At 65.7% G+C, this 13,166-nt stretch carries 11 protein-coding genes; 7 read left to right on the plus strand and 4 right to left on the minus strand.

Going from position 1 to position 13,166, the window contains the following annotated elements; all coding sequences use genetic code 11:
• Window positions 1-159 precede the first annotated feature (159 nt).
• From ligA to trhO, 5 genes are all read left to right on the plus strand, one after another.
• A complete protein-coding gene (gene ligA, locus PPZ50_RS15630) occupies window positions 160-2,298 on the plus strand; it encodes an NAD-dependent DNA ligase LigA (protein WP_272815467.1) in 2,139 nt (712 codons plus the stop codon).
• A 153-nt stretch (window positions 2,299-2,451) separates the two neighbouring features.
• Complete coding sequence (locus PPZ50_RS15635) at window positions 2,452-4,968, plus strand: TonB-dependent receptor (protein ID WP_272815468.1); 2,517 nt, start codon at window positions 2,452-2,454, stop codon at window positions 4,966-4,968.
• 148 nt (window positions 4,969-5,116) lie between these two features.
• Window positions 5,117-6,217 carry a sensor histidine kinase gene (locus PPZ50_RS15640; protein WP_272815469.1) on the plus strand — a complete coding sequence of 367 codons (1,101 nt, stop codon included), beginning with the start codon at window positions 5,117-5,119 and terminating at the stop codon, window positions 6,215-6,217.
• Entirely contained in the window at window positions 6,214-7,026 is an 813-nt protein-coding gene (locus PPZ50_RS15645; RefSeq protein ID WP_066689248.1) for a LytR/AlgR family response regulator transcription factor, read from the plus strand. Before PPZ50_RS15640 ends, PPZ50_RS15645 begins: the two co-directional genes overlap by 4 nt.
• On the plus strand, window positions 7,026-7,958 hold the full coding sequence (trhO, locus tag PPZ50_RS15650; RefSeq protein ID WP_272815470.1) for an oxygen-dependent tRNA uridine(34) hydroxylase TrhO: 933 nt from the start codon (window positions 7,026-7,028) through the stop codon (window positions 7,956-7,958). Before PPZ50_RS15645 ends, trhO begins: the two co-directional genes overlap by 1 nt.
• A 112-nt stretch (window positions 7,959-8,070) precedes the next feature.
• On the opposite strand, the gene PPZ50_RS15655 is transcribed toward trhO, so the two are convergent.
• Both PPZ50_RS15655 and PPZ50_RS15660 read right to left on the minus strand, forming a co-directional pair.
• Window positions 8,071-8,361 (minus strand): DUF3297 family protein, encoded by a 291-nt coding sequence (locus PPZ50_RS15655; RefSeq protein WP_066689243.1) that lies wholly within the window; start codon window positions 8,359-8,361, stop codon window positions 8,071-8,073.
• Between the two features lie 92 nt (window positions 8,362-8,453).
• Window positions 8,454-8,867, minus strand: coding sequence for a hypothetical protein (locus PPZ50_RS15660; protein WP_066689242.1), 414 nt, complete (start codon window positions 8,865-8,867; stop codon window positions 8,454-8,456).
• A 141-nt stretch (window positions 8,868-9,008) separates the two neighbouring features.
• Here PPZ50_RS15660 and PPZ50_RS15665 point away from each other — a divergent pair, with 141 nt between their 5' ends.
• A complete protein-coding gene (locus tag PPZ50_RS15665; RefSeq protein WP_272815471.1) occupies window positions 9,009-9,407 on the plus strand; it encodes an EVE domain-containing protein in 399 nt (132 codons plus the stop codon).
• A 278-nt stretch (window positions 9,408-9,685) separates the two neighbouring features.
• Here the strand turns inward: PPZ50_RS15665 and PPZ50_RS15670 are convergent, their stop codons facing one another.
• Together PPZ50_RS15670 and PPZ50_RS15675 are read right to left on the minus strand one after the other, a co-directional pair.
• The gene (locus PPZ50_RS15670; RefSeq protein ID WP_066689239.1) at window positions 9,686-10,969 is read right to left on the minus strand and encodes an MFS transporter; all 1,284 of its coding nucleotides are present in this window, start codon (window positions 10,967-10,969) and stop codon (window positions 9,686-9,688) included.
• Window positions 10,970-11,111: 142 nt separating this feature from the next.
• Window positions 11,112-11,942 (minus strand): 2-keto-4-pentenoate hydratase, encoded by an 831-nt coding sequence (locus PPZ50_RS15675; protein WP_066689237.1) that lies wholly within the window; start codon window positions 11,940-11,942, stop codon window positions 11,112-11,114.
• A gap of 118 nt (window positions 11,943-12,060) precedes the next feature.
• On the opposite strand from PPZ50_RS15675, the gene PPZ50_RS15680 reads away from it, so the two are divergent.
• Window positions 12,061-13,098: a LacI family DNA-binding transcriptional regulator gene (locus tag PPZ50_RS15680; RefSeq protein WP_066689235.1), complete on the plus strand. Its 1,038-nt coding sequence runs from the start codon at window positions 12,061-12,063 to the stop codon at window positions 13,096-13,098.
• Window positions 13,099-13,166 lie beyond the last annotated feature (68 nt).

Raw genomic sequence — 13,166 nt, forward strand, 5'->3', positions numbered from 1 at the left:
GTTTGCTTCGAGCGCAGGTTCGAGCCTGTCGGGAACCGCAGTCGAGAAGGGGTTGCCCCAATCACGACGTTCTCGACCACCGCTTCTCGACAAGCTCGAAGCTGCTCGAACCGAACGGGAGCCTTGATCGCCCCGCATCCCCCCGATAGCGCTGGCGCCATGACCACCCAGCCGCTCCCCGCCACCCAAGACGATGCCCGCGCCGAACTGGCCGATCTGGCCGAGCGCATCGCGCGGGCCGACACCGCCTATCATGGCGAGGACGCGCCGGAGATCAGCGACGCGGAGTATGACGCGCTGGTCCGCCGCAATCGGGAAATCGAGGCGGCCTTCCCCGCGCTGGTCCGCAGCGACTCCCCCTCGCTGCGTGTCGGTGCCGCCCCCTCCGGCCATCTGGCCAAGGTCGCCCATGCGCGCCCGATGCTGAGCCTGAACAACGCATTTGCCGACGAGGACGTGGCGGAGTTCGTCGCCAGCGTCCGCCGCTTCCTGCGTCTGTCCAACGACGAACCCGTCGCGCTCACCGCCGAGCCGAAGATCGACGGCCTGTCCTGTTCGCTGCGCTACGAAGGGCGCAAGCTGGTCCGCGCGCTGACCCGCGGCGACGGCGCGGTCGGCGAGGACGTGACCGCCAATGTCGCGACCATCGCCGACATTCCCCAGACCCTGCCCGCCGCCGCGCCGGACGTGTTCGAGGTGCGCGGCGAGGTCTATATGGCCAAGGACGATTTCGCCGCCCTTAACGCCCGACTGCTCGCCGACGCCGCCGACCCGGCGAAGGCGCGGCAATTCGCCAATCCGCGCAACGCCGCCGCCGGATCGCTGCGGCAGAAGGACGCCACCGTCACCGCGTCGCGCCCGCTCAAATTCCTGGCGCATGGCTGGGGCGAGGTCGCCGCCCTCCCCGCCGACACCCAGGCCGGCGTGGTGGAGGCACTGAAGGACTGGGGCTTCCCCATCGCCGACGCGTTCCAGCGCTGCGACGGCGCCGCGCAAGCCCTCGCCGTCTATCGCGCGATCGAGGCGGCCCGCGCCGACCTGCCCTATGACATCGACGGCGTGGTCTATAAGCTCGACCGGCTCGACTGGCAGGAGCGGCTGGGCTTTGTCGGCCGCGCCCCGCGCTGGGCGATCGCGCACAAATTCCCCGCCGAACGCGCGCAGACCACGCTGAAGGCGATCGATATCCAGGTCGGCCGCACCGGCGCGCTCACCCCCGTCGCCCGACTGGAGCCGGTGACGGTCGGCGGCGTCGTCGTCACCAACGCGACGCTGCACAATGCCGACGAGATCGAGCGGCTGGGCGTCCGTCCGGGCGACCGCGTCGTCGTGCAGCGGGCCGGCGACGTCATCCCGCAGATCGTCGAGAACCTGACCCGCGACGAAGTGCGCGCCCCCTGGACCTTCCCGACCAGCTGCCCCGAATGCGGTTCGCTCGCCGAACGCGGCGAAGGCGAAGTCGTCGTGCGCTGCACCGGCGGTCTCGTCTGCCCGGCGCAGCGGGTCGAGCGGCTGATCCATTTCGTATCGCGCCACGCCTATGACATTGCCGGGTTGGGGCTGGTCCGGGTCGAGGAATTTTTCCGCGACGGCCTGATCGCCTCGCCCGCCGATATCTTCCGCCTGCACAACCACCGCGACGCACTGATCCAGCGCGAGCGCATGTCCGAGCTGGTCGTCGATAAGCTGCTCGCCGCGATCGACGCACGCCGCAGCATCGGGCTCGACCGCTTCCTGTTCGCGCTCGGCATCCGCCATGTCGGCGAAGTCACCGCCCGCGACCTCGCGCGGCGCTACGGCACGATCGAGGCGTTCCTCGACATGATCGAGCGCGCGCTGGCGGTCCGGGCCGAGACCGTGCCGGCGATCGGCGAGAACGACCGAAAGTTCGTCCTGCGCCGCGGACGCGCCCTCGTCGCGGCGGTCGAGACGGCGGGCATCGGCCCCGAAGTCGCCGACGCCCTCCTCGCCTTCTTCGCCGAAGAGCATAACCGCGCCGTGGTCGACGACCTGCTGCGCGAAGTCACCCCCCTGCCGGTCGAGCACAAGGCGGTCGCGTCCGAACTGACCGGCAAGACCGTCGTCTTCACCGGCAAGCTGGAAACGCTCAGCCGCGACGAGGCCAAGGCGCAGGCCGATGCGCTGGGCGCCCGCGTATCGGGATCGGTGTCGAAGAAGACCGACCTGGTCGTCGTCGGCGCGGATGCGGGGTCGAAACGGGCAGAAGCGGAGGAACTGGGCATCCGCGTGATCGACGAGGCGGCATGGGCCGAGATCGTATCCGCTGCAACAACGTGACGTTTTTGCAACGCACACAAAGAGACTGAGTTCCCCGCTTTCGGTTGTCGCAAAATAGAAATATGGCGCGTCCATTGGCGCCGGGACGGTGAATGCCACCGCCTGAACCAGCGTACCGAGTCGCGCCACGACCTTGCGATTCAAAGGGGACTTATGAACACCAAGCTCTATGCCGGCGTGGCCTTTGCCGCGCTCCTGCTCCCGGCCTCCGCCTTTGCGCAGTCGACCGGCTCGACCGATTTCGAATCGGAAGAAATCGTCGTGACGGGTTCGACCGTGAACAACGGCGTCGACGGCATCAAGATCCCCGACGGCCCCAAGGCGCGCGTCGTGCTGGATCAGGAATTCCTGGCCAAGCAGACCCCGGGCAACACCGTCCTCGACGCGTTGAACATCGTTCCCGGCGTCAACTTCACCCAGAGCGATCCGTTCGGTTCGTCGGGCGGCAACATCCGTATCCGCGGCTTCGACGGCAACCGCGTCTCGCTGACCTTCGACGGTTTCCCGCTGAACGATTCGGGCAACTACGCGATCTATTCGAACCAGCAGCTCGACCCCGAGCTGGTTGACGAAATAAACGTCAACCTCGGCGCGACCGACGTCGACAGCCCGACCGCATCGTCGTCGGGCGGCACGATCAACTATCGCACGCTGATCCCGTCGGAAACGCTGTCGGCGACGCTGGTCGCGTCGTATGGTGATTTCGATTTTCACCGCGTGTTCGGCCTGATCGAGACCGGCAACCTGACCTCGTTTGGCACCCGCGCCTTCCTGTCGGCGTCGAAGGCGTCGAACGACAAATTCCGTGGTCCGGGCGAAATCCGCAAGCAACAGTTCAACGCCGGCATCTATCAGCCGCTCGGTGATAATGGCGACTTCATCCGCATCTCGGGCCACTATAATGAGAACCGGAACAACCAGTATCGCAACCCGTCGGTCGGCGACATCCGCAACCTTCTGGGCACTGGGGTCATCCCCGCGAACGCATCGGCGACCCCGGAAAATCCGATCCGCATCGATCTGAACAACAGCCAGTTCGAAACGGTCAGCAACTTTGAAAATAACGAATTCTGCAACCGCCCGACCCCGATAAACGGTGCCGTTCAGAACGAATCGACCGGCGATGCTGCCAACTGTTCGAACTATTATGGCGTCCGTATCAACCCGTCGAACACCGGCAACGTGCGCGCCAACTCGCGCTTTTCGCTGACCGACAACCTGACGCTGACCCTCGACGGGTCGTATCAGTATGTGCTGGCACATGGTGGCGGTACCTCGACTTTGGAAGAGACGTCCGCGCGTGCGCGTGGCACGGCGAATGTCCAAGGTGTCGACTACAACGGTGATGGCGATTTCGGCGCAGTTGTCGGCGGTGTTTTCCGTCCTGATGTCGTCCGCTTCTTCTCGCCAAACATCACCAACACCAACCGCTACACCGGCATCGCGTCGCTGCGCTACGACTTCAACGAAGACCAGCGCGTCCGTGTCGCCTACACCTACGACAATGCGCAGCATCGTCAGACCGGCGAATGGGGCTATCTCTATTCGAACGGCATGCCGGAAAACCCGTTCTCGGGCCGCAACGGCCGTCCGGTGCTGACCGCCGACGGCTTCACCCTGACCCAGCGCGACCGCAAATCGGTGGCGTTGCTCAACCAGATCTCGGGCGAGTACATCGGCCGCTTTTTCGACCGTAACCTGACGATCCAGGCCGGATTGCGCGTGCCGTTTTTCAAGCGCGATCTGGAAACCTACTGCCCGATTGAGGCACGCGGTTCGGGCTTCGCCTATTGCACCAGCGAACCGGCGGCGGGCCTGCGTATCATCGCGCCGGACGCGGTTGTGCCCACGACCGGTGCGACCCCCTATTACGCGCCGTTCGCAACGACCTATAAGTACGACGCGATCCTACCGAACGTGGGCTTCACCTACAATTTTGTCGACACCAACGTCAGCATGTTCGGCAGCTACGCCAAGGGTCTGTCGGCGCCGCGTACCGACAACCTGTATCGCGCGCCGTTCATCGGCGTGGAGCCGGAAAAGACCGACTCGTTCGATCTCGGTCTGCGCTACAACAGCCGCATGATCCAGTCGCAGCTGACCGGCTGGTACATCGGCTACAAGAACCGCATCGTGACCTCGTTCGATTTCGATCAGGGCATCTCGTTCGACCGCAACATCGGCGCGGTGGAAAGCTACGGCTTCGACGGCACCGTCACCGTGCGTCCGGCCAGCTGGCTCGGGCTGACGGCGATCGCGTCGTACACCCACACCGAACTGCTCTCGAACGTGCAGACCACCGGCACCACGGTCGTTGCGACCCGTGGCAAGAAAGTCACCGAAACCCCCGAATGGCAGTTCGGCGGACGTGCCGAGTTCAACTACGGCCCGCTGAACGTCGGCGTGCAGGGCAAGTGGGTTGACGAACGCTTCGCAACCGACCTGAACGACGTGGTCGTCGGTGCCTATACGCTGGTCGATCTCGATGCACGCTTCAGCCTCGAGCCTTATGGTCTGCGCCGTACCAGCCTCGCGCTGAACGTCCGCAACCTCTTCGACGAACGGTATTTCGGCAACATCAGCACGCAGGTCGACGCACGTTCGGGCAATCCGAACTTCACCGTCGGCTACCCGCGCACGGTCATCGGTTCGATCAAGTTCGGCTTCTAAGCCCGACCCGATCCAACCAACCGCGAACCGCCGTCCCGGCAACGGGGCGGCGGTTTTCGTTTGGGGGCCGCTTGCGCTAAGGCCATTTTGCCAACCCGCCCCCGCCCCGCTATGACCATGCGGGGGCACAAGACGACTGACGGAGCGCATGACGCCGAAGCCCGCCATTTTCTCGCGCCCCTTCTTCGAACAGAAGAACCGCGCCTTCTGGCTGCTGCAGGCGGCCGGCTGGACCGGCTATCTGCTGCTGCGCTCGGTCTCGACCGTGGCCAGCGCCGCGTCGCTCAAGAATGTGCTGGGCAATATCGTCGAGGTGATCGTCGGCTATTGCCTGACGCTGCTGATGAGCGTGCTCTACGGCTATTATCGCTCGCTGCCGCGCGTGCCGGCGATCTTCCTGACGATGTGCACCTTGTCGGCGGCGACCTTCGCCTATTCGCTGATCGACGCCTTCGTCTTCACCTTCATCCGCAACGTGTCGCCCGATGTCAGCCTGTCGCTGGTGCTCGGCACGCTGTTCCTGAACTTCACCGTGCTGACCGGCTGGTCGGCGCTCTATTTCGGGATCAATTTCTACCTGGTGGTCGAACAGCAGGTCGACGAGATGCGGATGCTGGAGATGCAGGCGTCGTCGGCACAGCTCGCCATGCTGCGCTATCAGCTGAACCCGCATTTCCTGTTCAACACGCTGAATTCGATCTCGACCCTCGTCCTGCTGAAACAGACCGAGAAGGCGAATGTGATGCTCAGCCGCCTGTCGTCGTTCCTGCGCTACACGCTCGCCAACGAACCGACCGCGCACGTCACGCTGGAGCAGGAGGTTGAAACCCTCAAACTCTATCTCGATATCGAAAAGATGCGGTTCGAAGATCGCCTGCGTACCTGTTTCGACATCGATGCCCGCGTGGCGCACGCGCGGTTGCCGTCGCTGCTGCTGCAACCGTTGGTCGAAAACGCGATCAAATATGCCGTCACGCCGCAGGAGGACGGGGCCGATATCGCGATCACCGCTCGACTGGCCGGGGATCGGGTGCAGATCGCCGTGTCCGATACCGGGCCCGGCTTGATCGACGGACCGAAGCGGCCGACGCTTTCCACCGGTGTCGGCATTCAGAATATCCGGGACCGGCTGGCACAGGCGTACGGCCCCGACCATCGTTTCGAAACCCGCGCCGGCAACGACGGCGGGTTCGTGGTCGAGATCGAACTGCCCTACCAGACGCAAGACGTTACCAAAGAGGCTGCATGACCATCCGTACCATCCTTGTCGACGACGAATCGTTGGCGATTCAGGGCCTCGAACTGCGGTTGCAGGCGCATGAGGATGTCGAGATCATCGACAAATGCCAGAACGGCCGCGAAGCGATCCGGTCGATCAAGACCCATAAGCCCGACCTCGTCTTCCTCGACATCCAGATGCCGGGGTTCGACGGCTTTTCGGTGGTGCAGGGGCTGATGGAGGTCGAACCGCCGCTGGTGGTGTTCGTGACCGCGTACAGCGACCACGCGATCCGCGCGTTCGAGGCGCAGGCGGTCGATTACCTGATGAAGCCGGTCGAGGAATCGCGCCTCGCCGATACGCTCGATCGCGTGCGCCAGCGCCTGTCGGAAAAGCGCGGCCAGGCCGAGGTCGAGAAGCTGAAGGAAGTGCTCGCCGAAGTCGCGCCGGACACCGCGGCGGAAATGGAAGCGGCCGATGGCGCGAACGACGACGCGGTCGGCGCCAACCGCTTCGAAAAGCTCATCAACATCAAGGATCGCGGCCAGATCTTCCGCGTCGATGTCGACACGATCGAGATGATCGAGGCGGCGGGCGACTACATGGTCATCAACACCGGCGACAATTCGCTGGTGCTGCGCGAGACGATGAAGGACCTTGAAAAGCGGCTCGACCCGCGCCGGTTCCAGCGGGTGCACCGCTCGACCATCGTCAATCTCGACCTCGTCAAGCAGGTGAAGCCGCACACCAATGGCGAATGTTTCCTGATCCTCGAATCGGGTTCGCAGGTGAAGGTCAGCCGCTCGTACCGCGACGTGGTGGCGCGCTTCGTCCACTGATGACCGGGCTGACCGTCGCGGCACTCTACCGCTTTACGAAGATTGCCGACCCGCAGGCGGTCCGCGACACGCTGGAAACTGTGCTGGCCGAGGCGGGGGTTCGCGGCACGCTGCTGATCGCCTCGGAAGGGGTCAACGGCACCATCGCCGGCAGCGCGGAGGGCATCGCCACCGCGCTCGCCGCGATCCGCGCCCTGCCCGGCTGCGAAGACCTGACACCGAAGTTCAGCCATGCGGCGACGATGCCGTTCCACCGGCTGAAGGTGCGGGTGAAGCGCGAGATCGTAACGATGGGCGTGCCCGGCACCGATCCCAATCGGATCGTCGGCACCTATGTCGCCCCCGCCGACTGGAACGCGCTGATCGCCGACCCGGAAACGGTCGTGATCGACACCCGCAATGCCTATGAGGTGAAGGTCGGCACTTTTGCCGGCGCGGTCGATCCACAGACCGACAGCTTCCGCGACTTTCCCGACTGGTTCCGCGCCAATCGCGACATGCTGCTGGCCGGCAAACGCAAGGTCGCGATGTTCTGCACCGGCGGCATCCGTTGCGAGAAATCCACCGCGTTCCTGAAGGGCGAAGGCGTCGAGGACGTCTATCACCTCGACGGCGGCATCCTGAAATATCTGGAGGAAGTGCCCGCGCAGGCGAGTGCGTGGGAGGGCGAATGCTTCGTCTTCGACGAACGCGTCGCGGTCGGCCATGGGCTGACGCAAGGCACCCACGCGCTATGCCGCGGCTGCCGCATGCCGGTCAGCCCGGAAGAGCGCACGTCACCGTTGTTCGAGGAAGGCGTACAATGCCCCGCCTGCGCCGGCACCCGCGACGCCGCGACGCTGGCGGCGAAGGCCGAACGGCACCGACAGGTGATGCTGGCCGCCAGACGCGGCGAACAGCATGTGGGTAAGCGGATGGCGCGGGAAGCCTAGCCTCCACAATCCGCGCCACGAACGTCACCCCAGCGCAGGCTGGGGTCTCTCCGTAATCAGGCGCGCTCCTCGCCGCAGGAGGCCCCAGCCTTCACTGGGGCGACGCCCTCTATTACTCCGCCTCGCCGCCCTTCGTTTCGTCCGCAGGCGCATCCGCACCCTCGGCCGGCGTCTGGAAATAGGCTTCGACCGGGCCCGACAGCTTGATGGTCAGCGGCTGGCCCTTGCGGTCGACCTTCTTGCCGAGGCCGACGCGGATCCAGCCTTCGGAGATCGAATATTCCTCGACATCGTTGCGCTCGGCGCCCTTGAAGCGGATGCCGATGCCGCGCTCCAGCACGGGCTGGTCGAAATGCGGGCTGCGCGGATTGATCGAGAGGCGATCGGGGGGCGTATCAGTCATGGGCGCGGCCCATGCCGCAAAACGCCGCGCCCGCCAAGCGGAAAGGGCGGAGGATCGCTCCCCCGCCCCGCCGCATGTCGTGCGGTCAACAATCAGTTACAAACGCGCACGCGCACCGTCTGGTCGTAATAGGGATCGTAGCGCCGCTCGACCCAGCACCGCTGATAGTTGTTGTAGCGATAGGCGTAATAGCCGTCGTTCGGATAATAGCCCCGCTGGCGATAGAAGCGGTCGTCGTAATTATAGGCATAGCCCCGGTCGCGATAATAGCGATCGCGGAACCGCCGGTCGTTCGCGCTCGACGCCAGCGCCGCGCCGATCGCGAGGCCCGCAATGCCGGCGACGACCGCCGCACCGCCATTGTCGCGGCCCCGGTGCCAGCCGCGGTCGTAGCCACGGTCCCAGCCATAGCCGCGGCGCCACTGTGCATCGGCCGGCGCGGCAGCGGTCAGCGCCGTCGCGGCCAGCGACAACCCCAGGCCCGCCTTGGTCAGCAAGCTATTCATGCCAATCTCCTCAACCTGCGTGGGGGCCAGCAAGGCCCTTGTCACGACGACGCATCTGCGCCGATGATCGAGTCGATAGCACCGGGCGACTGAACGGACGCGGAACCGGCCATTCACCGGCGGTTTAGGGAAGGGGTAACCATGGCACACTGGCTGTTGAAGTCCGAACCCGACAGCTATGGCTGGAACGATCTGGTCCGCGACGGCGGCACCGAATGGGACGGGGTGCGCAACCACGCCGCCGCAAAGCATCTGCGCGCGATGGCGGTCGGCGACGACGCGATCTTCTATCATTCGGGCAAGGACAAGGCGGCGGTCGGCATCGCGCGCATCGCCCGCGCGGCGCAGGCGGATGGCGACGAAGGCTGGGTGTCGGTCCGCGTGGAGCCCGACCGCGCCCTGCCCCGCCCCGTGACGCTGGCGGCGATGAAGGCGGCGGTCGGGTTGCAGGACATGGCGATGCTGCGCCAGTCGCGGCTGTCGGTGTCGCCGGTGACGGACGGGGAATGGACGGCGCTGATGCGTTTGGCGGGGGAGTAGCGACTTCTCTCCAACAACCCCGTTTGGTTCGAGCAGCTTCGAGCCTGTCGAGAAGCGGCCGTCGAGAACTCCCCGTTTGGGGCAAGGCGTTCTCGACAGACGCTTCTCGACTACGCTCGAAGCTGCTCGAACCAAACGGAGAAAACCAACCCCCACCGTTCGTCCTGAGTAGCCGCTGAGCCTGTCGAAGCGGCGTATCGAAGGACCGCCCCAAATGCTTCGATACGAGCCTTCGACTTCACTCAGTCTCTACTCAGCACGAACGGAGTGGCGGAGCCTCAAGCCCCCTCCACCCGCGCCAACCGCGGCGACAACACATGCACCAGCAGCAACGCCACGAAATACGCCGACCCGGCAACGAAGAACAACGGCGCATAGCTGCCGATGCTGTCCAGCACATAACCGGCGTACTTCGCCATCAACATGCCGCCGACCGCGCCGACCGTCCCGCCGATGCCGACGACCGACCCCACCGCCGCGCGCGGGAACAGGTCGGACGGCAGCGTGTAGAGGTTCGCCGAAAAAGCCTGATGCGCCGCGGTCGCGATCCCGATCACCAGCACCGCAACCCACAGATTGTCGATCGACTGCGCGAACAGCACCGGCAGCACCGCCACCGCGCAGACGAACATCGTCGCCTTGCGCGCGAAATTGACGGTCCGCCCGCTGGCGATCAGCCGCGACGACAGCCATCCGCCCGCAACGCTGCCCAGGTCCGACAACAGATAGATCGCGACCAGCGGCGGCCCGAAGCTGAGCAGATCGAGGTCGTAGCGGTCGCCCAGATAGCCCGGCAGCCAGAACAGGAAGAACCACCAGATCGGATCGATGCAGAATTTGCCCAGCGCATAGGCCCAGGTCTCGCGCTTCGTTACCAACCGGCGCCACGCGATCGGCTGCACCGGATCGGCCGGGTCCTGCTCGATCCATGCCAGTTCGGCCGTCGACAGCTTCCTGTGCTCACGGGGGGAACGGTAGAAGGCCAGCCACGCGACCAGCCACACCAGGCTGACGACGCCGGTCACGACGAACGCCATGCGCCACCCATAGGCGAGCGTCAGCACCGGCACCGCCAGCGGGGTGATGATCGCGCCGACATTGGCCCCGGCGTTGAACACGCCGATGGCAAAGGCGCGTTCCTTGGCCGGGAACCATTCGGTCACCGCCTTGATACCGGCGGGGAAATTGCCCGCCTCGCCGACGCCCAGACCGAAGCGCGCCATCGCGAATTGCGTCACGCTATACGCGCCGCCATGGGCGATATGCGCGACCTGCCAGATGACGAAGGCGACGGCATAGCCCATGCGCGCGCCGATCACGTCGACGATCCGCCCGAACCCGATATAGCCGATCGCATAGGCCATCTGGAAAAAGAAGATGACGTTGGCGAAATCGGTTTCGGTCCAGCCAAGGTCCTTGGACAGGGTGGGTTTCAGCACCCCGATCATCTGCCGGTCGACATAGTTGATGACCGTCGCCATGAACAACAGCGCGACGATCCCCCAGCGATAGCGGCCCGCGCGCGTCGCCGCACGTTCGATGCCGTCAGCCTGCTCCGTCATTCCACGCCTCCGCTTGCATCCTCTGCGGATCGGCCCGTCTGTCGGGGCCGATTCCGCGGTGTTGGTTAGGGGTGACGGCTCGCTGCTTCACCGTACCCCCGCGCAGGCGGGGGTCCAGAGCCACGAGATCAAGCCGTCGCGATCAGGAACCCTGGACCCCCGCCTGCGCGGGGGTACGGTCTGAATCCGCCGCACCGCCCGCCGCCACGATCCCGCACGCGACGCGCATCGCCCCGAACTCCGCCTCGAACCGCTGCCCCGGCCGGATCTGGTGCACGCCCGTCACCGCGCCCGACGACACCCAGGTCCCCGGCGTCAGCGGCACCCCGCGCGCGGCGAGGCAGTCGACCAGGAACGCCACCGCGCCGATCGGCCCGTCGAGCATCGTCCGCGCGGTCGCCGTGCCGACCACCGCGCCGTCGATCCGCGATTCCACCGGCCAGTCGAGAAAGCCCAGTTCGCGCCAGCCGGGCACTTCCGCCCCGATCAACAGCCCGTAATTATTGCCATAATCGCTGATCGTGACCAGCGGCCCGTCGGCATTGATCCCGGCATAGGGCGAACTGGCGATCTCGATCCCGACATGGACCGCATCGACCAGGTCCAGCGCCTCGTCCAGCGACAGCCCGGTCCGCCCCGGCTCCGGCGCCCGGCCGATCCGCACGCAATATTCCGCTTCGGCCGCGGCAAAGCCGTCGGCGATCACCGCCATTGCGCCCGCCTCCGTGCCGACGACCTGATCGGCGAAGATCGGCCCGGCCAGCCGGTTGGCACCCAGCGCGGTGTCCAGCGGCGCGTTGATCCGCCCGACCTTCCATCCCGCGACCGTGCGGCCGTCGATGGCGATCGCGCGGTCCTGAATGGCATAGGCCTCGGCCAGCGTCGTCGGCGCCTCCCCCGGATAGGGCGACAGGCCCACCGCCTGCCGCCGTGCCGTCACGAACGCCTGCGCGATCCGATCGCGATTACCCATGCCCCACAGCCTCTCTCAAATCCGCGATCGGCGTATAGGAAACCGGTGTCACACGCAAGGCGGCGAAATCGTCCTTCGGGACATTGGCGGATCGTTCCGGTCAAGCTATCGAAGCTGCATGAAGAAAACCGGCCAGCCGACCATCAACGACGTCGCCCGACTGGCCGGAGTCTCGAAAAAGACGGTCAGCCGGGTCATCAACCAGTCGCCGCTCCTGAATGGAGAGACGCGGGACAAGGTTCAGGCGGTCATCGCCGACCTCGGCTACATTCCCAATCCTCAGGCGCGCGCGCTGGCACTGCGCCGCAACTTCCTGATCGCGCTCATCCACGACAATCCCAATGCGCAGATGGTGTTGCGCGTGCAGCAGGGCTTGCTGGAGGTGTTGCGCGACACCGAATTCGAACTGCTCGTCCATCCGGTCGATCGGGGCGCGCCCGACATGCGCGACGAAATCCGCCGCTTCCTCGAACGGCAGCGTCCCTATGGCGTGATGCTGCTCCCGCCCATTTCCGAAAACGACGCGCTCGCGGCGCTGTGCGCGCAGATCGGCTGCCGCTATGTCCGCATGGGGTCCGCCGCGTTCGACGATCCCGCCCACATGGTCTCGTCGAACGACCGGGAGGCGGTGCGCGGCGCGATCGATCATCTGCTCGCCGCCGGCCATCGCCGCATCTGCATGATCGCCGGCCCGCACGGCTTCCGCTCCGCCTTCGAACGGCAGCAGGGGTATGAAGCGGCGATGGAGGCGGCGGGGCTCGGCGTGCAGCGCACCTGGATCGCGCAGGGCGACTATACCTTCGAATCCGGCATGCGCGCGGCCGAACGGCTGCTCGACCTGTCGCCGCGTCCGACCGCGATCTTTTCCTCGAACGACGAAATGGCCGCAGGCGCGCTGCACATCGCGCGGCAGCGCGGGCTGGACGTGCCGGAAAACCTGTCGATCGTCGGGTTCGACGATACCTCGATCGCCTCGCACCTCTGGCCGCCGCTCACCACGGTCCGCTGGCCGATCGCCACCATGGCCCGCGCCGCCGCGCTGAAGCTGATCGGCGACGATGACGACGAACCCGACGCCGACGCCCCCCCGGCGGAAGAGACGATGTTCGTCTCGACCCTGATCCGCCGCGCCTCGGTCGCCAAACCGCAGGAGTGACTTGCGGGGAAGAATGACACCGATTACCTTGCCTCGATAGCGTCGCTCCGGCGCAGGCTGGAACATCC

Source organism: Sphingomonas hankookensis, assembly GCF_028551275.1.
Taxonomy (GTDB): Bacteria; Pseudomonadota; Alphaproteobacteria; order Sphingomonadales; family Sphingomonadaceae; genus Sphingomonas; species Sphingomonas hankookensis_A.